Annotated in this window: 25 protein-coding genes and 1 pseudogene; 4 read left to right on the forward strand and 22 right to left on the reverse strand. The window is 73.2% G+C overall.

From position 1 onward, the window contains the following. Positions 1–75 precede the first annotated feature (75 nt). From ACZ6Q9_RS15850 to ACZ6Q9_RS15860, 3 genes are all read left to right on the forward strand, one after another. Positions 76–507, forward strand: a complete 432-nt coding sequence (locus tag ACZ6Q9_RS15850) for an OsmC family protein (RefSeq protein ID WP_350702569.1) — start codon at positions 76–78, stop codon at positions 505–507. Positions 508–619: 112 nt separating this feature from the next. Continuing rightward, entirely contained in the window at positions 620–964 is a 345-nt protein-coding gene (locus tag ACZ6Q9_RS15855) for a metallopeptidase family protein (protein WP_350702725.1), read from the forward strand. Between the two features lie 144 nt (positions 965–1,108). Continuing rightward, positions 1,109–1,831 (forward strand): AIM24 family protein, encoded by a 723-nt coding sequence (locus ACZ6Q9_RS15860; RefSeq protein WP_350678421.1) that lies wholly within the window; start codon positions 1,109–1,111, stop codon positions 1,829–1,831. A 79-nt stretch (positions 1,832–1,910) separates the two neighbouring features. On the opposite strand, the gene pheA is transcribed toward ACZ6Q9_RS15860, so the two are convergent. The 5 genes from pheA to ACZ6Q9_RS15885 form a co-directional block, all read right to left on the reverse strand. Next, positions 1,911–2,867 (reverse strand): prephenate dehydratase, encoded by a 957-nt coding sequence (gene pheA, locus ACZ6Q9_RS15865; protein ID WP_396829240.1) that lies wholly within the window; start codon positions 2,865–2,867, stop codon positions 1,911–1,913. 9 nt (positions 2,868–2,876) lie between these two features. Next, positions 2,877–3,383, reverse strand: coding sequence for a hypothetical protein (locus ACZ6Q9_RS15870; protein WP_396829280.1), 507 nt, complete (start codon positions 3,381–3,383; stop codon positions 2,877–2,879). A 156-nt stretch (positions 3,384–3,539) separates the two neighbouring features. Continuing rightward, positions 3,540–3,932 carry an ACT domain-containing protein gene (locus tag ACZ6Q9_RS15875; protein ID WP_393259436.1) on the reverse strand — a complete coding sequence of 131 codons (393 nt, stop codon included), beginning with the start codon at positions 3,930–3,932 and terminating at the stop codon, positions 3,540–3,542. Between the two features lie 75 nt (positions 3,933–4,007). Then, the gene (locus tag ACZ6Q9_RS15880; RefSeq protein WP_393259435.1) at positions 4,008–4,466 is read right to left on the reverse strand and encodes a hypothetical protein; all 459 of its coding nucleotides are present in this window, start codon (positions 4,464–4,466) and stop codon (positions 4,008–4,010) included. Positions 4,467–4,642: 176 nt separating this feature from the next. Continuing rightward, positions 4,643–5,383, reverse strand: coding sequence for a hypothetical protein (locus ACZ6Q9_RS15885; protein WP_393259433.1), 741 nt, complete (start codon positions 5,381–5,383; stop codon positions 4,643–4,645). Between the two features lie 160 nt (positions 5,384–5,543). On the opposite strand from ACZ6Q9_RS15885, the gene ACZ6Q9_RS15890 reads away from it, so the two are divergent. Further along, entirely contained in the window at positions 5,544–6,758 is a 1,215-nt protein-coding gene (locus tag ACZ6Q9_RS15890; protein WP_393259431.1) for an arginine deiminase, read from the forward strand. Positions 6,759–6,873: 115 nt separating this feature from the next. On the opposite strand, the gene ACZ6Q9_RS15895 is transcribed toward ACZ6Q9_RS15890, so the two are convergent. From ACZ6Q9_RS15895 to ACZ6Q9_RS15975, 17 genes and pseudogenes are all read right to left on the reverse strand, one after another. Then, positions 6,874–7,758, reverse strand: coding sequence for a DUF5926 family protein (locus ACZ6Q9_RS15895; protein WP_393259430.1), 885 nt, complete (start codon positions 7,756–7,758; stop codon positions 6,874–6,876). A gap of 61 nt (positions 7,759–7,819) precedes the next feature. Beyond that, positions 7,820–8,236 (reverse strand): ATP-binding protein, encoded by a 417-nt coding sequence (locus tag ACZ6Q9_RS15900; protein WP_357450640.1) that lies wholly within the window; start codon positions 8,234–8,236, stop codon positions 7,820–7,822. A 43-nt stretch (positions 8,237–8,279) separates the two neighbouring features. After that, on the reverse strand, positions 8,280–9,761 hold the full coding sequence (locus tag ACZ6Q9_RS15905; protein ID WP_396829241.1) for a PAS domain-containing sensor histidine kinase: 1,482 nt from the start codon (positions 9,759–9,761) through the stop codon (positions 8,280–8,282). 118 nt (positions 9,762–9,879) lie between these two features. Next, a complete protein-coding gene (locus ACZ6Q9_RS15910) occupies positions 9,880–10,671 on the reverse strand; it encodes a glycerophosphodiester phosphodiesterase (RefSeq protein WP_393259426.1) in 792 nt (263 codons plus the stop codon). Between the two features lie 9 nt (positions 10,672–10,680). Then, complete coding sequence (locus ACZ6Q9_RS15915) at positions 10,681–11,016, reverse strand: rhodanese-like domain-containing protein (RefSeq protein WP_357698375.1); 336 nt, start codon at positions 11,014–11,016, stop codon at positions 10,681–10,683. A gap of 83 nt (positions 11,017–11,099) precedes the next feature. Further along, on the reverse strand, positions 11,100–12,185 hold the full coding sequence (locus ACZ6Q9_RS15920) for an LCP family protein (protein ID WP_466021407.1): 1,086 nt from the start codon (positions 12,183–12,185) through the stop codon (positions 11,100–11,102). Positions 12,186–12,274: 89 nt separating this feature from the next. Further along, the gene (locus ACZ6Q9_RS15925) at positions 12,275–13,468 is read right to left on the reverse strand and encodes an LCP family protein (protein ID WP_393259424.1); all 1,194 of its coding nucleotides are present in this window, start codon (positions 13,466–13,468) and stop codon (positions 12,275–12,277) included. Between the two features lie 235 nt (positions 13,469–13,703). Beyond that, positions 13,704–14,942 (reverse strand): LCP family protein, encoded by a 1,239-nt coding sequence (locus ACZ6Q9_RS15930; protein WP_396829242.1) that lies wholly within the window; start codon positions 14,940–14,942, stop codon positions 13,704–13,706. 78 nt (positions 14,943–15,020) lie between these two features. After that, on the reverse strand, positions 15,021–15,998 hold the full coding sequence (locus tag ACZ6Q9_RS15935) for a UDP-glucuronic acid decarboxylase family protein (protein WP_393457771.1): 978 nt from the start codon (positions 15,996–15,998) through the stop codon (positions 15,021–15,023). 86 nt (positions 15,999–16,084) lie between these two features. Further along, the gene (locus tag ACZ6Q9_RS15940) at positions 16,085–17,758 is read right to left on the reverse strand and encodes a solute symporter family protein (RefSeq protein WP_393259419.1); all 1,674 of its coding nucleotides are present in this window, start codon (positions 17,756–17,758) and stop codon (positions 16,085–16,087) included. Continuing rightward, positions 17,736–18,107: a DUF485 domain-containing protein gene (locus tag ACZ6Q9_RS15945; protein WP_350702596.1), complete on the reverse strand. Its 372-nt coding sequence runs from the start codon at positions 18,105–18,107 to the stop codon at positions 17,736–17,738. The genes ACZ6Q9_RS15940 and ACZ6Q9_RS15945 overlap by 23 nt, the downstream gene beginning before the upstream one ends. A gap of 409 nt (positions 18,108–18,516) precedes the next feature. After that, positions 18,517–19,059, reverse strand: a pseudogene (locus ACZ6Q9_RS15950) (flavin reductase family protein); the annotation flags it as partial. Between the two features lie 172 nt (positions 19,060–19,231). Continuing rightward, positions 19,232–19,720: an SRPBCC family protein gene (locus ACZ6Q9_RS15955; RefSeq protein WP_396829243.1), complete on the reverse strand. Its 489-nt coding sequence runs from the start codon at positions 19,718–19,720 to the stop codon at positions 19,232–19,234. 68 nt (positions 19,721–19,788) lie between these two features. Further along, positions 19,789–21,045 carry a hypothetical protein gene (locus ACZ6Q9_RS15960; protein WP_396829244.1) on the reverse strand — a complete coding sequence of 419 codons (1,257 nt, stop codon included), beginning with the start codon at positions 21,043–21,045 and terminating at the stop codon, positions 19,789–19,791. Continuing rightward, a complete protein-coding gene (locus ACZ6Q9_RS15965; protein ID WP_393259413.1) occupies positions 21,038–21,592 on the reverse strand; it encodes a SigE family RNA polymerase sigma factor in 555 nt (184 codons plus the stop codon). The genes ACZ6Q9_RS15960 and ACZ6Q9_RS15965 overlap by 8 nt, the downstream gene beginning before the upstream one ends. Before the next feature lie 101 nt (positions 21,593–21,693). Then, positions 21,694–23,394, reverse strand: coding sequence for an ABC transporter permease (locus tag ACZ6Q9_RS15970; RefSeq protein ID WP_396829245.1), 1,701 nt, complete (start codon positions 23,392–23,394; stop codon positions 21,694–21,696). Continuing rightward, the gene (locus ACZ6Q9_RS15975; RefSeq protein WP_350702602.1) at positions 23,379–24,143 is read right to left on the reverse strand and encodes an ABC transporter ATP-binding protein; all 765 of its coding nucleotides are present in this window, start codon (positions 24,141–24,143) and stop codon (positions 23,379–23,381) included. Before ACZ6Q9_RS15975 ends, ACZ6Q9_RS15970 begins: the two co-directional genes overlap by 16 nt. Positions 24,144–24,158: the final 15 nt, after the last annotated feature.

A 24,158-nucleotide genomic window follows, 5' to 3' on the forward strand; every position in this document is an offset into this window, starting at 1 on the left:
ATGACACAGTACGCACCCGGGGACGCGGAGCGTGAACGGTCGCCGGTCGGTGCCCTTTCCGATAGCGTCGGGGGCATGCCTATCCGTACCGCTTCCGCACGTTGGCAGGGCAACCTCACCGAGGGGTCCGGCACGGTCCGCACCGGCAAGGGCGGGCTGGAGGGTAACTACTCCTTCAAGTCGCGTTTCGAGGAGGGTGAGGGCACCAACCCGGAGGAGCTGGTCGGCGCGGCGCACGCCGGCTGCTTCTCCATGGCGTTCTCCAAGGCCCTCGCCGAGGCCGGCTCGCCGCCCTCCTCGGTGGAGACCACCGCCAAGGTCCACCTGGACAAGACCGACGCCGGGTTCACCGTCACCCGGATCGAGCTCGACACGGTCGGCGACGTGCCGGGCATCGACGAGGCGCAGTTCACCAAGCTCGCCGAGACCGCCAAGGAGAACTGCCCGATCTCGCGGCTGCTCTCCCCGGGCGCGCAGATCACCCTGACCGCCCGCCTCGCTTCCTGACCGCCTCCTCCGTCGGCGTACGCCTCCACGGGGAGCCACCCTTCCGGTGGAGGCGCGCCGATCTTGGCCGGGCCGCGCGGGCCGCGCCGTCGGGCAGAATGGGCGGGTGCCGGTGGAGATGAGCCGCGAGCGCTTCGAGGAGCTGGTCGGCGACGCGCTCGACGAGGTGCCCGAGGAACTGCTCGCCCTGATGAGCAACGTCGTGATCCTGGTGGAGGACGACCCGCCCCCCGGCGAGGACCTGCTCGGCCTCTACGAGGGCCACGCCCTCACCGAGCGGGGCTGGGACTACTCCGGCGTGCTGCCGGACCGCATCCTCATCTACCGCAACCCGATCCTGCGCCTCTGCGACGACGACGAGGACGTGGTGGACGAGGTAGCGGTGACGGTGGTGCACGAGATCGCCCACCACTTCGGCATCGACGACGAGCGGCTGCACGAGCTGGGCTGGGGCTAGCGGGCGCGCGACCGATGCCGCCACCGGCGGGCGGGCCGGGGGCCGCGCCGACCGGCGTCCGGGCCGGGCCGGTCGGCCGGTGGTCGGCGGTTGCGGCGTACGCCTACCGTCGGTCCAGGCATCGCGAAATCAGGAGGCACTTCCATGCGCAGCGAGCTCTTCTCCGCGGAGAACCTGGAGAAGGAGTCCGCGCAGCCCGGCATGCGGCTGCAGAACTCCAAGATGTTGAAGATCGAACTCAACGGCGAGGCGATGGCCCGCGTCGGGTCGATGGTCGCCTACCAGGGGCAGGTGCAGTTCCAGGCGCTCGGCTCCGGGGGGCTCGGCAAGTTCCTCAAGCAGAAGCTGACCGGCGAGGGCGTCCCGCTGATGAAGGTCACCGGCCGGGGTGACGTCTTCCTCGCCGACTTCGCCAAGGACGTGCACGTCATCGACCTGGAGCCGGGCGACGCGCTCTCCATCAACGGCTCCAGCGTGCTGGCGTTCGACTCCACCCTCCAGTACGACATCCGGATGGTCGGCGGGGCCGGCATGGCCTCCTCGTCGGGCCTGTTCAACTGCGTCTTCACCGGCCACGGTCGGATCGCCATCACCACCAAGGGCACGCCGGTCGTGCTCAACGTCGACGCGCCCACCTACGTCGACCCGCAGGCGGCGGTCTGCTGGTCGGCCAACCTCCAGACCGGCTACCACCGGGCGGAGCAGCTCGGCCTCGGCACGCTGCTCGGCCGGCGCACCGGCGAGGCGTTCACGATGAGCTTCGCCGGCCAGGGCTTCGTCGTCGTGCAGCCCTCCGAGGAGCCGCCGATCATGGGCAGCGGCGCCCAGGAGCAGCAGGGCGGCCTGCTCGGCGGCCTGCTCAGCTGACCCGCGCCCCGCACGCGCACCGCCCCCGCCCGCGTCTCGCCCGGCCCCGCCGGGTCCGCCGCGATCGGGGGCGGTGCCGTCAGGTGAGGTCGCCGGCGCGCAGGCGGGCCAGCCAGGCGGCGGCGTCGGCGTAGTCGGCGTCCGAGAGGCCGGGCGGCGCGGGAACCGGCCGGTCGCCCGCCGCCGCGGTCCAGCGGTGCCGGGGGTACGAGCCCAGGAAACGCACGTCGGCGCAGACCCGGCGCAGCCCCTGCAACGCCTCCCCGAGCCGGACGTCCGCCACGTGCCCCGTGCAGTCGAGGAAGAAGACGTACCGGCCGAGCGCCTCGCCGGTCGGGCGGGACTCGATCCGGCTCATGTTGACGCCCCGGACCGCCAACTCCATCAGCACCGCCAGCAGCGCGCCCACCCGGTCGTGGGCGATGTAGACCGCCAGCGAGGTCACGTCGTCGCCGGTCGGCGGCGGGGGCGGGCCGGGGCGGGACACCAGCGCGAAGCGGGTCACCGCGTCCGGGTGGTCGGCGATCTTGTCGGCGAGCACGTCGAGCCGGTGCCGGGTGGCCCCGATCGGGGCGCAGATCGCCGCGTCGTACTCGCCGGCGGCGGCACCGGCCGCGGCCGCGCCGTTGGAGAGCACGTCGACCACGACCGCGTCCGGCAGGTGGGCGCGCAGCCAGCCCCGGCACTGGGTGGACGCCTGCGGATGGGCGGCGACGTTGCGGACCCCCGCGAGCGCCGTGCCGGGCCGGGCGGCGAGCACGAACTCGACCGGCAGGATCACCTCACGGGTGATCACCAGAGGTTCCCCCTCGGCCAACTCGTCCAGGGTCACCCCGACCGCGCCGCCGATCGAGTTCTCCAGCGGCACCAGGGCGGCGTCCGCCTCCCCGGCCCGTACGCCGTCCAGCGCCTCCGGCACGCTGCGGGCCGGTGCGCGGCTGCCCCGTTCGGCGGCGGGGATGGTGTTCAGCGCCTGCTCGGCGAAGGTGCCCTCGGGCCCGAGGTAGACGAAGCGCGTCGGCGGTGTTCCCGGCATGGCGACAGCCTACGCACCCGGTACGCCGGCCGACCCGCCGTCGCAGACCAGGGTTCGGATGCCGGGCGGCCCGGCGGCCCGGACCTCGACCGTGCAGACGTCGGTGCCGGCGGTGACCAGCCGCGGAGCGCTCGCCCGGCCCTCGGTGACCACCTGGAGGTCCTCGTGCCCGGTCACGTCGAGCACCGTGTAGTGCCACCCGCCGGCGCAGAGCGGGCCGGTCCGCACCCGCACCCGGGCGCCGCCCGGGAGCACCCCGCCCCGGCCGCGCACCAGGTCGACGACCCGCTTCCCGGAGGGGCCGTCGGTGCACGGCACCGCGACCAGGCCGGAGTCGGCGGTCGGGGTGGCCGCCCCGGGCAGGCCGCTGGCGGGGGGCGAGGTCGGTGCGAAGGTGGGTGTGCCGGCCGGGCTCGGGGCGGCGCGGGTCGGGGCGGTGGTGGGGGCGGTGTTCCGGAGCTCGGGCGGCGTGCCGCAGCCGGCCAGCGGCACCGCGGCCAGCAGCACGGCGGCCAGGAGCCGGCCGCGCCGGGCGGGGTGGCCGGTCGGGTGGTCGGGGGCGGCGGGGCGCGAGGGGGTGGGCGGCACGGGCCGATCCTCGGGACATCGGGGAGCGTCGCTGCGGCCGGGAGGCCGAGCCCATCCTAGGAGGAACCGGCGGCCGGGTGAAGGTCAGGCGAGGAGGACCCGGTGGCCGGCCCGCTCCAGCGCGGCGGTCGCCTCGCCGAGGCGTACCGAGGGAACCAGCAGGTAGTCGGTGTCGTACGTCGAGAAGGCGACCACGCTGACCCGGGCGGCGGCGAGCGGGTCCACCAGCGCGGCGAGGGTGCCGCTCACCGCCAGGTCGAGCGGCCCGGCGACCCACAGGCAGCGCCAGGCCGTCTCCGTGGCGGCCTGCTCCGGCACCCGGTCGGCGGGGCAGATCAGCGAGATCCCGTCGGCGGTCCAGCTCACCGTGACGACGTCGCCGCCGCTCAGCCCGCCCGTCAGCTCGGGCGGCAGGGCGGAGCCGGCGGCCATCCGGCACACGGCGTACTCCCCCGGCAGCAGAGCGATATCGAGCATGAGGGCACCTTACGGCCTCGGAGAGCGCCCGCCCCAGATTCGCCGCGTGCGGCGAACACCACATCCCGCCGCAGGTCAGACCTCGGAGAAGAACGTGAGGGAACCGGCGACCGAACCATCGGTGAGCACCGGGGTGGAGATCGCGTCCACGGTCGAGTCCGGCCGGTCGGCCGACGCGGCCTGGACCCGGAGCAGCCCTCGGGCCAGGCGCCCGGAGGACAGGGCCAGCAGCGGCGGGATCTTGTCGATCTCGGGCTCGGTCAGCTCGCCCCGGTTGGCGGTGAAGTCGAGCAGCCGGAGCCCGCCGTCGAGCAGCGGCAGCCCGATCACGTCCTCCGGGGTGCCCAGGCAGAGCAGCTCGCAGCCCGAGGCGGAGACGGCGATCACTCTCGTCTCGGCGTCGATCAGCAGGCACGGCTCGTCGGCGTGGGAGACGGTCGACGACCACTGCCCGAAGTTGTCGGACCCCAGCCCTGTCGATGTCCCCGCCGCCGGCACGAACACTTCAGAGAGCGAGAGTTCGACGTGGGCCACCGCGCCTCCTATGTACACCGACGGTCTGTCCACGCTAGCCGGTCGCCGCGGATGCCGCCGACCGCGCCGCGGCCACCGGGCGCCGGTGGTGACGGGGTGCCCCAACCGGGCGGCCGGCGACGGCGCGACCGGCGGGTGCCGACCGGCACCCGGGCCGCGTGGCGTCGCCGGTGACGTTACCGCCGGCCGGCCGGCTTGTCAGCGGCCGTTCGGCCGTCCTCGTACCACCGGTAGTCGGCGGCCGGCCGGTAGGAGCCGTTCATCCAGGTGCCCGGGTGCTGGGCGACCCGGGACAGCTTCTCGGCGGTGGCCGGGCTGATCCGGCTGCCCCCGGCGACGAGCAGGCGGTCCAGCTCGCGGTGGGTGGCCATGAGGCAGTCCTTCGGCAGGCCGTAGACGCTGATGACGCCGGAGCCGACGAACGTCAGCACCGGCGTCACCGGGATCGGCAGCCCCACCGCGTCGGAGAGCGCCTTGCTGGCGCGCTTGGCGTCGCGGCGGGCCTCCGCCACGTAGGGCGGTCGCTTGCCGTTGATCTGCACCACGTCGCCGGCGACGAGCACCCGGGCCCGGCCGTGGTCGGCGATGGTGACCGCGAAGAGCCCGCTCGGCCCGATGGCGAGGAAGCCGGCGCGTTCGTCGCGCTCGTGGTCGAGCAACAGGTCGGACACGTCCGTGCGGGGCCACTCGATGACGTGCCAGGCGGGCCCGAGGTGGTCGAGCTGGCCGAGCGCCCGCGCGCCGGCCGCCTCCAGCCGGCGGGCGCCCCGCTCCGCCCGACGGCGGCGGGCCCACTCCAACGGGGACGGACGGACCGGCGCGAGCACCCCCGGCGACTCCACGCGGGGATGTGGCACCGCCGCGGGCGGCAGTGCCCGGGCGGACGGTACGGCTCGACGAGCGGGAAAGACAGTCATCGCGACCTCCGGCAAAAGGTCCCTCGAAGTTATGTCCTCACTACCCTACGTTGCCAGTCCCCCGTGTCGGCAAGTTGGAACGCCGGAGTGAGTGCGGATGAATGCCATATTCATCCACCACTGTTTTATCGGATGCCGCCAAACCCTGCCCTACGCTGCGATGGTGACCCACTACGTGGACAGCGAAGTCGGCCGGCTCGGCACCGTGCTGCTGCACCGGCCCGGCCCGGAACTCGCCCGGCTCACGCCACGCAACAACGACTCGCTGCTCTTCGACGCCATCCCCTGGGTGGGGCGCGCACAGGAGGAACACGACGCCTTCGCCGCCGCCCTGCGCGAGCGCGGGGTCGAGGTGCTCTACCTCGCCACCCTGCTGGCCGAGACGCTCGCCGTGGCCGACGCGCGGGCCGAGCTGACCGAGGAGGCGCTGCGCTCTCCCCGGCTCGGCGACTCGCTGCGCGCCCGGGTCGCCGACCACCTCGCGTACCTCGACCCGGCCGCGCTCGCCGACGTGCTCATCGCCGGGCTGGCCCACGAGGAACTGCGGGTCAGCCGGGAACGGCCGGGCGGCCTGGTCTACACCCTGATGGACCGGCACGACTTCGTCATCGACCCGCTGCCCAACCTGCTCTTCACCCGGGACTCCTCGCTCTGGATCGGTGACCGGGTCGGGGTGACCAGCCTGGCGATGCCGGCCCGGCGGCGGGAGAGCACGCTGACCGATGCGATCTACCGGCACCACCCGCGCTTCGCCGGCACCGAGTTCGTCTACCACCCCGAGCTGGAGCACCTGGAGGGCGGCGACGTGCTGCTGCTCGCGCCCGGGGTGCTGGCCGTCGGCGTGGGCGAGCGGACCACCCCGGCCGGCGCGGAACGCCTCGCCCGGCAGGTCTTCGCCGCCGGGCTGGCGCACACCATCCTCGTCGTGCCGATCGCCCAGGAACGGGCGACCATGCACCTGGACACCGTCTGCACGATGGTGGACGTCGACGCCGTGCTGATGTATCCGAACGTCGCCCACACCCTGTCGGCGTACACGGTGATCGCCGGGGCGGACGGGGAGGACCCGCGGGTGGACGGTCCGGCGCCGTTCCTGCGGGCCGCCGCCGACGCGATGGACCTGGCCCAGCTCCGGGTGATCGACACCGGCCTGGATCCGGTCACCGCGGAACGCGAGCAGTGGGACGACGGCAACAACACCCTCGCCCTCGCGCCCCGGCTCTGCGTGGGCTACGAGCGCAACACGGAGACCAACGCGCAACTGGAGCGGGCCGGCATCGAGGTCATCCCGATCGCCGGCTCCGAACTCGGCTCCGGCCGGGGCGGGCCGCGCTGCATGTCCTGCCCCCTGGTCCGCGAGCCGCTTGCCGGGTAAGGAAGGGCACCTTCCTAACGCTTACGGTAGAGGAAGGGGCCCTTCCTAACACCTCGGGCGCCGCCGGGCCACGGCACTGCCGGGCGCCCCGCAGCGTCGGCGGGGGCGTGGCGGCTCAGCGCAGGGTGAGCTGACGGCCGAGCAGGCCGTGCCGGGCGCGCCGGCCGGCGGCGTCCAGCGGGGCGGGGTCGGCGAGCGCCTCGGCGTACCGCTTGGCGAACTCGGCGACCGGCTGCTCCCAGTCGGCAGCCGGGACGTCCTCGGGCAGGTCCCAGACCGGCACCAGCCGACCGTGCGCCCGGAACATGCCGGCGAACCGGGTGTTCTCGCCGAGCGTCAGCGTGCCGGCCACGCTCAGCCGGGCCAGCGCGTCCAGCGCGGCGTCCTCGTCGTCGGGCAGCACCCAGCGCACGTGCGCCTTCTCCGGCACCTGGCACCAGTACGCGGCCGGGGCGGCGGTGAGCCGCACGGTCGGGTAGATCGCGGCGTTCGCGCGTTCCAGGGACGCCTGCACGTTCGGGTCGTCGCCGGCCCCCGGGTCGAGCCAGAACTCGAACCCGTCGTGCATCGTGATCTCCAGCGGACCGTCGACCAGGACGTCCTGCAGGCGGGGGCCCGGTCCGGGCAGCGGCGGCACGGCCACCGGGCTGCCCGGCTCGGCCCGCAGCGCGCAGAGCAGCGCCTCGGCCAGGTCCCGGGAGACGTCGCCGGACTGCTGGTGGCGCTGGAGCCCGACGAGGACCCGGCCGTCCGGTTTCGTCACGGCCGGCGCGGCCATCGGCAGCACGGTGGCGAGGACGACCTCGCGGTCGCCGAACTCCTCGACCAGGGCAGGGGCGAGCCGCAGCGGCGCGGAGGCGGCCGGCACCAGCTCGCGCAGGGCGATCCACTCCGGCTCGTCGGTCAGCCCCTCGAACGGTCGGGGCACGAAGATGTCGCGCACCTTCTCCCGCTTGGGGGTGGCTTCGGCGGCCCGCTGGCTCTTTCGACGCTTGCTCACGGCGACACAGCCTAGAGGCCACAGCCGGCCGGCGTGGGCAGGACCCGCCTGTCGGGGGCGGTCAGCCGGCGACGGCCAGGTCCGACCGGGTGACGTCGGCCGGGTCGAACTCGGCCCACACGCTCTGGCCCAGGCCGTCGCGCTCGACGCCCCAGCGGTCGGCCAGCCCCGCGACGATGTGCAGGCCGCGGCCGTCGACGGCGTCCGTGTCGGCCACCCGCATCCGCGGGCCCGCGGCGGCGCCGCCGTCGGTGACCCGGAGCTGCACCTGCTGGCCGGCGGCGGAGCTGCGCAGTCGCCAGGCCACCCGGACCACCCCGCCGGGCAGCGGGTCGGCGTGCCGGACCGCGTTGCCGACCAGCTCGGCCAGGACCGCGACCAGGTCGGCCAGGAGTGGCGGGGGTACGACGCCGGTCAGCTCGTCGGCGAGCCGGTGCCGCGCCTGCCGCGCCCCCGTGGCGTGGTGGGGCACCACCACGCACCATGCCCGTTCGGCAGCTCCCGTCGACACCCTCGCCCCTTCACGCCCCGCCGCCCGTCGCCGGTCCCCCGCGCGGCAGCCGCACCTCTGCGACCGTACCGCCACCGGCCCTCGGCCGGAGGAATACCCATCCATTCTGCTGTTCAACGATCCGGCGGACGAGATAGAGACCGAGACCGGCCCCGGGATAGCGGCGGCGGTCGCCCGACTCGCCCTGCCAGAACCGGTCGAACGCGCGCTCCACGTGCTCGGGCCGGATGCCGATGCCGCGGTCGCTGACCCGGAAGGAGACGGTCGCCCCGTCCGCGTCCGCGCTGATCTCGATGGGGGAGTCGGGTGGGGAGTACTTGCCGGCGTTCGTGCACAGCTCCGTCAGCACGGTGGCCAGGCTGGGCCGGTGGCCGAGCGCCTTCGGCAGGTTGGCCGGGAGGCGGAGGACGAGCCGGTGCCGCAGCTCCGCCGGCAGGTCGGTCACCGTCGCGCGCAGCGCGTCGCCGAGGTCGTACGGGGCGGGCGGCTCGTCGCCCGGGCCCGGCTCGGCGGCGGCGGAGAGCAGTCGGTCGACCAGCCGGGCCAGCTCGTTGGCGCGCTGCCCGATGACCCGGGCGGCCTGCCGCCGGTCGGTCTCGGTCAGCGACTCCCAGTGGTCGGTGAGCGTGTCGGCGTAGCCCTTGATCACGGTCACCGGCGTACGCAGCTCGTGGCTGGTCACGGCGACGAAGAGGTCCCGGTCGTGGTCGCGCCGCTGCTGGTCGGTGACGTCGCGGAAGGTCACCACGTGCAGGGTGCCGGGGCCGGGCAGCTCCCCGGAGGTGATCTTGAGCCAGCGGCCGTCCGGCAACCGGTGGTCGAGCACCTGCCCGGACGGCGGCAGTGGGAAGGGCAGCGGCCGGTTGAGCGCCTCGGCCGCGGAACGGCCGGTGACCTGGGCGGCGGCCGGGTTCCAGAGCCGCACGTGCCCGTCCCGGTCGACCACGGCCAGCCCGTCCGCCAGCGCCGCCACCACCGGGCCGTCGCCGTGCACCGGCAGCCCGGTCTGGTCGCCGTACATGTGGGCGATGCAGGAGGCGATGTAGCCCATCGCGTCGTGTCGGCCGGCGTCCCGCGTCCCGTCCTCGCCCGGGTAGAGCGCGTGCAGGCTGCCGACGGTCAGCCCGCCGATCTCCGCGCGGGCGACCACCATCCGGAGCAGGCCGCGTGCGGCCAGCTCGCCGGCGAGCCTGCCGGTGAGCCGGTCCGTCCGGACCTGGCGTACCCGGGTGCCGGAGAGCAGGCAGGCGACGGCCGGGTCGTCGGGCGGGACGGGGCGGCCGATGATCCACTCGACGGCGCCGGTGGCGGCGATCACCCGGCCACCGGTCGGCGCGAACTCGACGAAGGCCATGCCCGCCGCGTCGAGCGCGGGCCGGACCACTCGGAGCAGTTGGGTGAGGACGGGGACGCCGGCGCCGCCGGAGCTGATCGAGTCGATCACCGCGGTGTGGCCGGCGATGAGAGCGGAGAGGTCGGTGCGCTCCGGCATGCCCCGAGTGTGCCCCGGCGGTCGGTTTCCGGACACCCCTGCCCGGCCGGATCCCGCCCATCGGTCCGGGCCGCCCGCGTCGGGCCGGGCGGGCCGGGGACGCGGTCCGGGCGCGCGGTCAGCGGCCCAGGTGGGCCAGCGCGCGCGCCGGCCGGTCGGTGATGATGCCGTCCACCCCGGCGGACAGGACGAGGTCCAGGTCGGCCGGCTCGTTGACGGTCCACACGTAGACCTGGTTGCCCGCCGCCCGCAACGCGGGCACGAGCTGCGGGCGGGCCCGCACCAGCGCCACGCCGGGCCCCGCGATCCGGGCGCCGAAGGGCAGCCGCCCCGCCCGCAGCCAGGGCGGCAGCACCTCCAGCAGCAGCACCGTGGGCAGCGCGGGGGCCAGCTCCCGCGTCCGGCGTACGGCCAGCGCGGAGAACGACATGACGGTGACGCGTACCGGATCGTCCGGTTTCGGCTCGGCCAGGCCGTACCGGCGCAGCAGCGCGACGAGCCGGCGCTCGACGTCGCCGCCGTAGCGGGAGGGGTGCTTGGTCTCCACGAGCAGCCGGACCGGCCGCCCGGCGGCGATCACCGCGTCCAGCAGCCGCTCCAGGGTGAGCAGCCGGGTGTGCGACTCGTCCAGCACCTCGTCCCCGTCGGCGGGCACGCAGCGGGGGTGCCAGGAGCCGAAGTCCAGCGCCTCCAGCTCGGCGAGGGTACGCGTGCTCACCAGGCCCTGGCCGTTGCTGGTGCGGTCGAGCCGGCGGTCGTGTACGCAGACCAGGTGCCCGTCCCGGGTCAGCCGGACGTCGCACTCCAGCCCGTCCGCACCCTCGTCGAGGGCGCGCAGGTAGGCGGCGAGGGTGTGCTCGGGCAGGTCGTACGAGGAGCCGCGGTGCGCGAAGACCAGGGGTTCGCCCATCCCGTCCGCCTAGAGGACGTGGCCCGGCTGCCCGTTCCCGCCGACGACGGGTCTCCCGGCGGCGGCCCACTCGTCCATCCCGCCCGCGACGTTGCGCACCTGGTCCCAGCCGTTGCGCATCAGGTAGGCGACGACCTGGGCGGAGCGCCCGCCGGAGCGGCAGATGACGGCGACGTCGCGGTCGGCGGGGACCTCCGCGATCCGGGCCGGCAGCTCCATCATCGGCAGGTGGTGCGCGCCGGGAGCGTGGCCGGCGGCCCACTCGTCGTCCTCCCGGACGTCGAGCAGGTAGGCGTCGTCGGCGATCTCGGGCACGGTCACGGTGGGAACCTGGGGTCCGAACACGCGCCAAGCCTAGAACCTCGCCCGGCCGACCGTCGGCGGGTGGTCGGTGCGGCCGGGTGCGGCGAGGTGGGGCATCCCGCGCGTCACAGCCGGGTGACCCACCGGGGGTTGGCCCGGGCCCACTCCGGCACCCGGGTGCCGCGGACCGCCTCGAACAGCCCGTTCCCGCCGTTGTCGAGGACCACGTACGACACCTGGTCGATGGTCTGCGGGTGGGAGGGGACCTGCACGCCGCGCAGCGCGTCGGCCGGCAGGTCGCGCACTGCGCGGACCAGGTCCTCCAGCGGTACGCCGTTGGTGTCCACGGTCAGCGAGCTGCCCACCGCCCGGATCACCTGGTCGAGCTTGACGGGATTGGTCCGCAGCGACGTCTCGCTCGTGCGCTCCAGCAGGGCCCGGAGCAGTTGCTGCTGGTGCGTCTGTCGGTCGTAGTCACCGCCGGGCAGGTCGTAGCGTTGGCGGACGTAGTCCAGCGCCTCGCCGCCGTCCATCTGCTGGCAGCCGGGGTGGAAGACCCGGTCGGTGTGGATCGAGCGGACCTCGGTGTCCACGCACATGCGTACCCCGCCGAGGAGGTCGATGACCTTGCGGAAGCCGGAGAAGTCGATCAGGGCCGCGCCGTCGAAACGGATCCCGGTCAGCCGGGCCAGGGTGGCCGAGAGCAGCCGGGTGCCCGGCTCGCCGCCCCCGCCGTGCTCGTACGCCGCGTTGACCTTGTCCTGCCCGCCGCCGAAGCCGTTGCCGGGCGGGATGGCGACCAGCAGGTCCCGGGGGACGGAGACGAGGTACGCCTCGCGCCCGCCGGCCGGCACGTGCACGATGAGGATGCTGTCCGACCGGCGGTCCGCCGCGCTGCCGCTCTGCCACCGGTCGGTCCCCACGAGCAGGTAGTTCAGCGGCCCGTCGGGGTCGGTCCGCTCCCGGCGGGCGGTGGGGTCGAGCAACTGCTCCCGCACCACGGTGCGCTCGTACCGGTCGCCGAGCACCCGGAGGCCGACCACGGCGAGCCCGGCCAGCAGCACCACGGCCAGGCCGAGGCCGAGCAGGACGCGGGGCCAGCGGGCGCGGCGCGGCCGGGCGGCCCGGGTGTCGGCCCCGGTCCGTGCCCGACCGTCGCGCGCCGATCTGGACGTGACTCCTCCCCGCGGCCGTACGTGAATCTCCCTCACGTCAGGCTACGGGCGGCTCCGTGCTCCCGGGCCGCTTCACCGAATTTGCCCGGCCGCCGCGCGCTCGGGCGGGCCGGGCAGGGCCGGCGCTAGGTGCGGCTGGATATCACTTGAGGGTTGGCGAAGACGAACTCGGCCAGTTTGTCCTGCTTGACCGCGCCGAACATGTCCAGCGTCTCCTGGCTCAGCGTCTCCCGGCTGCCGTCGCCGTGGAAGGTGCCGCCGTTGGTCTTCAGCATGACCAGGTCGTTGCCGGTGACGCCGCGCATGGTGAAGACGAAGTCCGCGACGGGTACCCCGCCGGCGTCGAGGATGAACGCCTTGCCGGCCGCCTTGATCAGCTCGTTGAGCTTGAGCGGGTTGGTCAGCGTGCCGTTCTCCGTGGCCTTCTTCGCCATCGCCTTGATCAGCTGCTGCTGGTTCTGCTGGCGGTCGTAGTCGCCGTTCTTCAGGGTCTTGCGCTGCCGGGAGTAGTCCAGCGCCGCCCAGCCCTCCATCTCCCGGCAGCCCTTCTTGTGCACCACCGGGGTCATCCGCTTGCCGGTCTTCTTGGCGTCCGCGTTCCACATCGGCTTGCCGTCGACGTACGACATGTGGATCGACGTGACCTCCTGGCTCACGCAGATGCGCACCGAGCCGAGGGTGTCGATGATGTTCTTGAAGCCGCCGAAGTTGATGATCGCCATGCCGTCGAAGCTGACCCCGGTCAGCTTCTTGATGGTCTTGGCCATCAACTGCGCGCCGCCCTCCCAGCCGCCCCCGTTCCGGGCGCCGAACTGGAACGCGGCGTTGATCTTGTCGGTCCCGTGGCCCGGGATCTCCGCCTCGGTGTCGCGCGGGATCGAGATCATGTACGCCTGGTCGTGCGTCGCCGGAATGTGCAGCACGATGATGCTGTCCGCCCGGACGTCGTCGGCGGCCCACCGCTCCCGGGCGTCCACGCCGAGGAGCAGCATGTCGATCGGGCCGTCCAGGTTGGCACCGCCCTCGGCGTCCGACTTGCCCGCGTCGCCCAGCAGGTTGCGCTGGGCGATGCTGCCGGTGGCCTTGCTGATCAGGGCCTTGCTGCCGACGATCGCGACGCCGCTGGTCATCATCAGCACGGCGCCGAGGATCAGGGTGAGTCGGGCCCAGAGCGGGTCCTTGCGGCGCGACCGCTTCTTCGCGGGCCCGCCGCCTGTCTTACCGCCCTTCCCGGGCCGGGTCGGGGTGGTCGTGGCGGCCCGCGCCGGGCCGCCGGGGGACTCCACCGCCGGAGGGCGACGGCTGGTCTGAACCGGCATGCGTGCTCCAGCTCGCGTGATCAGGGGGCGGGATCACTGTACGGACGCTTTCCCGTCCTGGGTAGTTCGTCGGGACGTCAATTGGCGTTGTCCCCGCCGTCATCCAGGAAAACTGTCCAAACGTCCAGATCGATACGACCGGTCGGCCGTTGGCTCACAGGAAACGCGAAACCGGCCCCCGACCCGCGACGACGTCCGTCGATCACGGTGGGGGCCGGCGCCGATGCGGAGCGGGTCAGTTCCCGGTGCCGTCGGCCTTCTGGTTGGCCTGCACCCACGCGGTCATGGTGTCGGCGGACATCGCCTTGTACATGGCCAGGGCCTTCTCCTTGTCCGAGACCACCACGGATTCCCCGTTGATGGTCTGGCTGCCGACGTGCGGGCTGGTCACGAAGGTGAGGTTCTCGCCCCGCAGGTTGCGGAACTGCACCGCCATGTCGACCAGCGAGAAGCCCTCGTCGACGGTGACCGCCGCGGTCACCGACTTGAGGAAGTCGTTCAGCTTCTTCGGATTGGTCAGCGTGCCCGTGCTCGCCGCCTTGTCCATCAGCGCGCGGAGGAACTCCTGCTGGTGGCGCATCCGGGCGAAGTCGCCGTCCGGGAACTGCTTGCGCTGCCGGATCCAGTCCAGCGCCTCTGCGCCGTCCATGTGGTTGGTGCCCTTGGTGAAGGTCCGGTACGGCTTGTGGATCGAGGTGATGGTCCGTTCGACCTTCAGGTCGACGCCGCCCAGGGCGTCGGTGACCTGCTTGAAGCCGGCGAAGTCGATCGCCATCACGTGGTCGAGCCGCACGTCGGTGAAGCACTCCACCGTCCGGACGGCCAGCGGCAGCCCGCCGAACGCGAACGCCGCGTTGATCTTCCCGCGCTGGCCGGAGCCGCACTCCGCGTTGGCGCCCTCGGGGATCGGCACGTAGAGGTCGCGGGGGATGGAGACCAGGTAGGCCTGCTGGTGGTTGGACGGGATGTGCATCACGATGATCGTGTCGGCCCGCCACTTGCTGGACTGGTCCACCGGGGCGTCCGGGTCCCGCGAGTCGCTGCCGACCAGCAGGATGTTCAGCGCGCCGTCCACCGCCTTGGCCGGCCGGCCACCGGTGATCTCGGAGAACGGGTCGGTGCGGGCCAGGTCGTCGTTCAGGCTCCGGGCGTAGAACCAGGCGCCGGCCCCGCCCAGGAGCGCGAGCACCAGCACGGCGACGCCGGCCACCAGGCCGATCCGGCCCCAGCGGGGACGCGCGCCGCGCCGCCCCGGGCGGTCGGGGCCGCCGGGACCGCCCGGTCGGCCCGGGCCACCTGGACCCGACGGGCCACCCGGGCCGCCGACCCGCGCCTCGTCCGGCGACGGGTACCAGCGGGCCTCGGCCGGCCGGGCGCGGCCGGCGGCGTCCCGGCCGGAGCCGGGCACCGACGCGCGCCCGGCGCTGCGGTGCAGGTACGGGAGCGGGACACCGGCGGGCGTGGTCGCTGACATGTAACTCAGGGTACGTACGTCCGGCCACAGTCGCCTCCAGGCGAAGCCGGCGTTTGTCGGCGTCCCCCGGGCGGCCGGTTACCCTAGCCGCTCGCGGAAGTACTCGATCGTGCGCCGGAGGCCGTCTTCGGGCGCCACGGTCGGCTCGTAGCCGAGCAGTTCACGGGCGAGAGTCAGGTCGGGGCGGCGCATCTCCGGGTCGTCGGCGCTGCGCGTGATGTAGGTCACCTCGGAGCTGCTGCCGCAGAGTGACACGATCGTCTCGGCGAGTTGCCGCATGCTCATCTCGTGCTCGGTGCCGCAGTTGATCGGCCCCGTCTCGCGGGAGTCGAGCAGCAGCAGGATCCCGCGGACCAGGTCCGCCACGTAGCAGATCGAGCGGGTCTGGTTGCCCGTGCCGTGCACGGTGATCGGCTCCCCGCGCAGCGCCTGGGAGATGAACGTCGGGATGGCGCGGCCGTCGTCCGGCCGCATCCGGGGGCCGTACGTGTTGAAGATCCGGACGATCGCGGCGTCCAGCCCACGGCTGCGGTGGTAGGCCATGGTGGCCGCCTCGGAGAAGCGCTTCGCCTCGTCGTAGACGCTGCGGATGCCGATCGGGTTGACGTTGCCCCAGTACGTCTCGCGCTGCGGGTGCTCCTTCGGGTCCCCGTACGCCTCGGAGGTGGAGGCCATCAGGAACCGGGCGCCGTCGGCGACCGCGCGGTCCAGCAGGTGCAGGGTGCCCACCGAGCCGACCCGGAGGATCTCCACCGGCAGCTTCTCGAAGTCCGTCGGGCTCGCCGGGGAGGCCATGTGCAGGATGGCGTCGAACCGCTCGGCCATGGCCGGGTGGTGGGTCGGCAGCCCGTCGGAGATGTCGGCCTCGACCAGCGTGAACCTCGGCTCGTCCGCCAGGTGGGCGACGTTCTCCTTGGACCCGGTGACGAAGTTGTCCAGGGCGACCACCGTGCAGCCGCGGGCGATCAGCGCGTCGACCAGGTGTGACGGTACGAAACCGGCGCCGCCGGTGACGAGGACGCGGTGACCGGTTCCGAAGCGCGCAGCAACGTTCATGTCGGTCAGCCTACCCATCGCCCCGATCCCGCACCGGGCGTGGCGGGAGGGGCCCCCGGCGCCGGGGGCCCCTCCGTCGGGTGGGGTCAGTGGGCGCCGGCGCCGGTGAGTGCGCGCACCTCCAGCTCGGCGTACTTCTCCTCGTCGTGCTCCTTCGAGATCACGGCCCCGAACCAGCCGCACAGGAAGCCGAACGGGATGGAGAGGATGCCCGGGTTGGACAGCGGGAACCACTGCCAGTCATGGTTCGGGAACATCGAGGTGGGCGCCCCCGAGACCACCGGCGAGAAGAACACCAGCAGGACGGCGGAGAGCAGGCCGCCGTAGATGGCCCAGACCGCGCCCGAGGTGTTGAACCGCTTCCAGAACAGGCTGTAGAGGATCGCCGGCAGGTTGCCCGAGGCAGCCACCGCGAAGGCGAGCGCCACCAGGAAGGCCACGTTCAGGTTCTGCGCGTAGATCGACAGGACGATCGAGATCGCGCCGATCACCAGGGCGGAGACCCGGGCGACCCGCACCTCCTGCCGCTCCGACGCCGCCCCGTTCTTGATCACGTTGGCGTAGAAGTCGTGCGCCAGGCTCGACGAGGAGGCGAGGGTCAGGCCGGCCACCACGGCCAGGATCGTGGCGAAGGCGACCGCCGCGATGATCGCCAGGAGGGTCGCCCCGCCCAGGTCGCCGCCGAGGAAGTCGATGCCGAGCGCCTCGGCGAGCTGCGGGGCCGCCGTGTTGCCCGCCTTGTCCTGTGCGGTGATCGCCTCGCCGCCCACCAGCGCCGCGGCGCCGAAGCCGAGCGCCAGGGTCAGCAGGTAGAAGGTGCCGATGATGCCGATCGCCCAGAGCACGCTCTTGCGGGCCGCCTTGGCGGTCGGGACGGTGTAGAACCGGATCAGGATGTGTGGCAGGCCGGCCGTGCCGAGCACCAGCGCGATGCCGAGCGAGAGCAGGTCCATCTTGCTGTAGAAGGTCTTCAGCGCGTCGCCGGGCGTGTCGACGCCGTACCGCAGCCCGGGTTCCAGGAAGGCGCTCCCCTTGCCGGAGGCGGCGGCGGCATCGCCGAGCAGCGACGACAGGTTGAACTTGTAGTGCGCCAGCACCAGCACGGTCATCACCAGCGCGCCGCTCATGAGCAGGAACGCCTTGACGATCTGCACGTAGGTGGTGCCCTTCATGCCGCCCACCGTGACGTAGATGATCATCAGGGCGCCGACCATGATGATGGTGGCGACCTTGGCGGTGTCCGCGTCCATGCCGAGGAAGGTGGTGCCCGGCTTGATGCCGAGCAGCAACGCGACCAGCGCGCCCGCGCCCACCATCTGGGCCAGCAGGTAGAAGATCGACACGGTGATGGTGGAGACCGCCGCGGCGGTACGCACCGGGCGCTGGCGCATCCGGAAGGCCAGCACGTCGGCCATCGTGTAGCGGCCGGAGTTCCGCAGCAGTTCCGCGACCAGCAGCAGGGCCACCAGCCAGGCGACCAGGAAGCCGATCGAGTAGAGGAAGCCGTCGTAGCCGTAGAGGGCGATGATGCCGGCGATGCCGAGGAACGAGGCGGCCGACATGTAGTCGCCGCCGATCGCCATGCCGTTCTGGAAGCCGGAGAAGGACCGCCCGCCGGCGTAGAAGTCGGTGGCGGTCTTGGTCTGCCGGCTGGCCCAGATGGTGATGGCCAGGGTCACCGCCACGAAGACCAGGAACAGGGTGATGGTGAGGTTGCGGGCCGTGGTGCTACCCGCCTCAGCCGCGAGGACCGTGTTCATGCGTCACCTCCCCGATCTCGGCGCGGATCCGGTCGGCGACCGGGTCGATCCTGCGGTCGGCGAACCGCGAGTAGAGCCAGGCGATCACGAAGGTGGAGACGAACTGGAGCAGGCCGAAGACGAGGGCGACGTTGATGTTGCTGCCGAAGAGCTTCGTGCCCATGAAGTCCCGCGCGTACGCGGACAGGATCACGTAGAGCGCGTACCACAGGAAGAAGGCGACGGTCATCGGGAAGACGAAGCCGCGCAGCGCGCGACGCAACCCGGCGAACTCGTCCGACCGTTGTACGGCGAGGTACCGGTCCGCCGCTGACGCGGAGGGGGCGGACGCGGGTGTGTCCGTGGACATTTGTGGATCACCACCTTCACAGGCGTCGGGGGTTTTCGCGCACGGTAGAAAGCGCGTTCCCCGCCGGGGAAGGCTGAGATCGACGCCGGTCGGCGGCTGCGCCGAACGGCACGGTGGCTGCGCCGAGTGACGCAGCTCACTCCGCTGAACGGTCGTCGGGGTCGAACCACCGGCCCGACACCGGTCCCGTCTCCGGACCGGTGGCCGCTGGCCACGACGAGCCACGAACCGGCGGCTGCCGGTTACGACGAGCCCCGGACCGGTGGCCGCTGGCCACGACGAGCCCCGAACCGGTGGTCGCCGGCCACGACGAGCCGCGAACCGGTGGTCGCCGGCCATGACGAGCCACGAGCCGGTGGCTCGGGACCGGGTCGTCCGCAGTCAGTCGTCCGGGACGTGGCGGTCCTCGTCAGGTCAGCTCGCGGTACCGGCCCCGGTAGTGCAGCAGCGGATCCGTCTCCCCCGTCAGCTCGACGGCCTCGATGGTGGCCTCCACCAGCAGGCCCCAGCCGTACTCGCGGGCGGCGTCGAGCTGGCATCCCGCCCAGCCCCCGGCGTCGGTCGGCACCGGACCGTAGGGCGTGTCGGTCCACGCCCCGGTGGCGAAGAGACCGCCCGGCGACGGGAAGAGGCCGGCGAACCGGTCGGCGAGCTGCCGGTGCGACGGGTTCAGCGGGGCCACCGCGAAGCGGCCGGCGGACTCGACGGCCGCCCACAGGTCCGACTCCGGGTCGACCAGGCCGAGCAGTCGATCCGGCTCGCCCTCCGCCACCAGCGTCGACGACACCGTCAGGCCCGCCGGCCCGGGCGCCGTCCAGAGGGTCACCGGCGAGGCCAGCCGGCCCCGCAACCGGCGTACGGGGGAGCGCTGCCCGGCGGGCACGGCGAACGGGTCGGTGTGGTGGATCTCGGCGCCCGGCTCATGATTCACGTGAAACATTGTGCCGCCCCTGCCCCCGCCGGTGCCGTTCCACCGCGCCCCCTACTCGCCCAACTCGGCCGGCTCGGCCCGATGATCAGTTGATGGAAAACCGCTGCCCAGGGCCGTCTACGCCTGGTTTTCCATCAACTGATCATCACCCACTCGGGCAGGTCGGTCGGGCATTCGGGTTGAGGCGTGCTGCTCAGTCGGTGAGGGTGCGGCGGGCGTCGGCCAGCACCTCGGGGTCGGTGCAGCCGGCTGCGTAACCGGCGATCCGGCGGCGGATGTCCCGGCGGAGCAGCCAGACCCCGACCCGGTCGGCGACCGGACTCAGGAATGCCGGACGACAGCGGAAGCTGTACCGCCAGGTGGCGACCGTCCACCCCGGCTCGGACGCGGGCGCGAAGCGCCAGCCGCCGGCGAACATCTCGAAGAACCACGGGCCGCTCACCATCTTCATGCCGACGTGGCTCGGTGGCGCCCAGGAGACGTACTCGCTGACCATGGTCAGCCCGTGTCGGGAGCGGGTGAAGGTGCGAACGCCCTTGCCGGGGCGGGTCGCCCCGTCGACGAGTCGCTGCTCCCGGACGAACGGATCCCAGCGGTAGCGCACCGGCGCGGTGGTCTGCGAGACCGCGAAGGCCAACTCGGGTGGCACCGGCACGGTCGCCACCGCCTCGACGACGGGCATCCGGCCATTGTGCCGCCGCCCGGCAACCCGTACGGCACGGGTTGCCGGGCGGTCCGGCCGAGTGCGGCTCAGTCGGTCACGATCAGGCTGCCGGTCACGAGGCTGTTCCTGTGGGTGCCGTTCGGCTCCGGATAGGTGGCCCCCTCACTTCCACTCCAGAACACCGTCGCCCGGTACTCACCGGCCTTGCCGGCACCCAGCCCGGGGCGTCGGACCGAGACGGACAGGTCGAGCGCCACGGTCTCCGTGACCGCCAGCGCCGCCAAGCGACAGGTGAGGGTGATCGTGTGGTCGCTGGAGACGAACCTGCTGCAACCCCTGGGAAGCGGGGTGACGTCGAACCCTGCCGGAAAATGCACCCTCACCTGCGGTTCCGTAGCCGGCTGCGGTCCTTGGTTGCCGATGATCAGGCTGAGGACGCCCTCCGCCTGATCATCGTCCACCCGGGCGAGTCGCAGCTGGCCGCCGCTGATCGACAGGTCGGTGATCCGCGGGTTGGCCGGGAAGACGGTGGGCCCGCCCGACTGGACGAAACTCGCGCCCGACCAGGAGTAGGCCCGCCATTGGTGCTGCGCGAGGCTGTCCGGGATGCCGTCGCTCGAGAAGTCGACCACCTCCGCCTCCACGGCGGAACCAGCCGGCCGGATCCGTTGGATGCCCGCGATGTCGCCGGTCTCGGCGACCACCAGGCCCGTCGTCACGATGGCGTCGGACTGGTTCCGGTCGAACGCCAGCACCCGTGACTCGCTCATCTCCAGCCCGCCGCAGTTGATCAGCGCGGCGGTCTCCGGTGCCCCGTCGCGATCCAGGTCGGCGTGGACGACCTGGAGAATCTTGACCTGGAGGTCCGCGTCGGGCGAGAGCTGGGCGCGGCCGTCCGAGAACCGTACCCGTCCCGCCGGGCAGTGCTCCCTCAGGTACGCCGGCCAGGCCGGCAGGTCGAGGGTGGCGTTGCCGAGCTCCTTCTCACCGATCCGCCCGTTCGGGGGCGGCGCGGCGGGACTCGACGTCACCGACGGGCTCTCGCAGCGAATGGCGAACGCGCTGTTGCAGATCGACGGGGTGGGTGCCGTGGTGGCAGGCGAGGTGGGCGTGGGGGTCCCGGCCGGTGGCACCGGAGGTTCCCGGTCGAGCCAGGTGCCGGCGAACGCCGGGGTGGCCACCAGCACCGCCGCCAGCACGCCGGAGGCGACGATCCGGGCCGTACGGCGCCGGCGGGCGACCTGACGTGCGGCCGCGACGCCGGGCGGCACCACCAGCGGGCCGCCGGAGGTGTAGGCGGCGAAGAGGTTGTCCAGGTTCGGTGAAGTGTCGTGCTCAGACATGAGGCTCCTCCGTCCGCGATTCGGAGAGGGCGGCGGCGAGCGCGGTGCGGCCCCGGTGTAGCCAGGACTTCACCGTCCCGGGGGCGACCCCCTCCTGGTCGGCGATATCGGCGATGCTGAGGTCGGCCACGTGGAAGAGCACGACGGCTCGCCGCTGGGTCTCGGGCAGGGTCGCGAGGGCGCGGGCGAGCGCGACCCGTTCCGGACCGGGGCCCTCGACCACTTCTTCGCGATGGAACCTCGCGTGGACGCGGGCGGCCCGCAGCCGGCGCCACCGGTTGCGCACCACGTTCATGGCGACCGTGCGCACCCAGGCCGCCGGGCGCTCGTACCGGACCAACCGGTCCCACCGGGCCCAGGCGCGGCTGAACGCCTCCTGCACGGCGTCCTGCGCCTGGCCGACGTCGGCCGTGTACGCGTACAGCTGAAGCATCAGCGGTTGGAAGTTCGCCGCGTAGAACTCCTCGAAGCTGTCGCCCACGGCCCCCGTGGCCGTGGGTGACAGCTTCTCCCGGACGTCGCCGGGGTCGTGCTCCCGCACCATCACGATGGCGCCTCCCCTGCTGCTTTCGCCGCGTGGTCGCGGCTCTGCCCAGCACACCCCGGGTGGGCGGTGCAGGTTGCAGCCGGTTGGGTGTCGCCTTCGCGTCAGCGGCGCGGGGTCACCGTGGCGAGCAGTTCGGGCATGCGGCGGTCCAGCACGTCGCCGGCCAGGTACGCGCCGAGCAGCGCGGCGCCCAGCCCGTACGCCGCGCCGACCGGCAGGGCCAGCCAGAGCCAGACGTCGCCGAGCAGCCCGGCGGCCACCACCATCGGCACCGCGGCGACCGCCGAGGCGAGCATGGACAGCAGGGTGAGGAAGCTCTTCGCCACCCCGGCGCCGCTGTTCAGTGCGAACGGGTTGCTCGTCTCCGGCAGCGAGTACGCCCCGAGCACCGAGACGAAGGTGTTGACGGCGAGCCCCACGCCGTAGGTGGCGATCAGGGTGCCCGCCATCAGCCCGATCCAGCCGGGCTCGCCGAGGACCACCGCCACGACCACGGAGATCACCGCCAGCATCGGCAGCAGGTAGATCGAGAACGCGGCCATCCGGGCGCGCAGTTCCACCTGCCCCGGCACGCCCGCCACCACGTTTGCGGCGTACGCGCTGCCGTCGAAGCCGAACTGGTTGGCCAGGGTGATCGCGGCGAGCAGGCCCACGAAGAGCATCGACAGGCTGACCAGCACCGGCGACGCCGTGTCGGGGACGGTGAACCCCTGCTCCGCCCCCACGCTGAAGCCCGAGCCGCCGAGGTTGACCATGACCGGCACGAAGAGACCGACGACCGCGACGGTGATCAGGTTGGCCCGCCGCCGGGCGTCCCGCCACCAGTAGCGGGCCTCCCGGGCGACCAGCGCGCCGAACCGGTCCCGGCGGGCCCAGCCGACCACGCGCGGGAAGAGTTGGGCGACCGCCCCGCCGGCCACGCCGCGTCGGTCCCGGGCCGGGCTGGCGCTGGCCGCGCCCACCATGGCCGACTCGAGCGAGCGGGACCACCAGGCCAGCAGCGCGACAATCGCCGCCGCCGTGATCAGCAGCTTCACCGGGGCGGCCCAGGCGCGGCCCTCGGCCACGTCGATGCCGGCCGTCCAGGGGGCGCCGAACGGCGTCCAGCCGATCACCTCGGCCACGCGGTCGAGCCGGTCCCAGTCCGCGTCCCCGAGGGCGGCGACGCCCGCGAGCTGCAACGGGCCGAGCAGCGCGGCGAGCACGGCGAGCAGCACGGCGGCCAGGTCACGGACCCGGCGGGACCGCAGCGCCGTGGCGAACGCGCTGGTGACCGCCCGGGCCCCGGCGACACAGAGCAGGAGCCCGGCGACCACCCCGACCGACATCACCGCGGCGGCGGACCAGCCGCCCAGCGCCCCGGCGGTGACCACCAGCCCGGAGAGGGCCAGCAGCACCGCGAGCGTGGGGACGCTGACGAAGGCGGCGGCGAAGAGCCCGGTGACCAGCGTGCGGCGGGGCAGCGGCAGCAACGCGAACCGGGCCGGGTCCAGCGTCTCGTCCACCCCGAAGAAGACCAGCGGCAGCAGCAGCCAGCCGAGCACGGCCAAGCCGCCGCCGAGGGAGGCGACCATCAGCGCGTAGCGGCCCCCGTCGGCCAGGCCGGGCGCGGCGAAGAGGAAGAAGCCGGTGCCGCCGAGCCAGAGGCCGGCCAGCACGCCGGCCACGAAGAGGCCGACCCGCCAGCCCTGGCCCCGGAAGTTGTTGCCCATCACCCGCAGCTTGAGGCGGACGAAGTGTCGGGCGGAGACCCGTCGGACCGCCGTGGTCGGGCTGGTCGGGTGCGTCACCGCGACAGCCACGCCAGCTCCTCACCGGTCGCCGTACGGCCGCCGACCACCTCGACGAAGACCTGCTCCAGCGGCCGGCCACCGCGCACCTCGTCGATGGTGCCGACCCGCTTGATGGTGCCCGCCGCCAGGATCGCCACGTGCGAGCAGAGCCGCTCGACGACCTCCATGACGTGGCTGGAGAAGACGACCGTCCCGCCCCCGGTCACGTACCGGTGCAGGATGTCCCGGATCAGCGCGGCCGACACCGGGTCGACCGCCTCGAAGGGCTCGTCCAGCACGAGCAGCCGGGGCCCGTGCAGCAGCGCGCAGGCCAGGCCGATCTTCTTCTTCATGCCGGCGGAGTAGTCGACCACCAGGGTCCGCCCGGCGTCGCCGAGCGCGAGCACGTCCAGCAGCTCCGCCGCCCGCTGGTCGACCACCGCCGGGTCCATGCCCCGCAGCAGGCCGTGGTACGCGAGCAGCTCCGCGCCGCTGAGCCGGTCGAAGAGGCGTACGCCGTCCGGCATCACGCCGAGCAGCTGCTTCGCGGCCACCGGGTCGGCCCAGACGTCGTGCCCCAGCACCCACGCCCCACCGGCGTCGGGCCGGAGCAGGCCGACCGCCATGGACAGGGTGGTCGTCTTGCCGGCGCCGTTCGGGCCGAGCAGGCCGTAGAAGGATCCGGCCGGGACATCCAGGTCGACACCGGCCACCGCGACCTTGCCGTCGAACTGTTTGGCCAGGCCACGGAGGGAGAGAGCCGGGTGCTCAGCAGTCATGCGTCCGACCGTATC

This window comes from Micromonospora sp. NPDC049139, assembly GCF_055586845.1.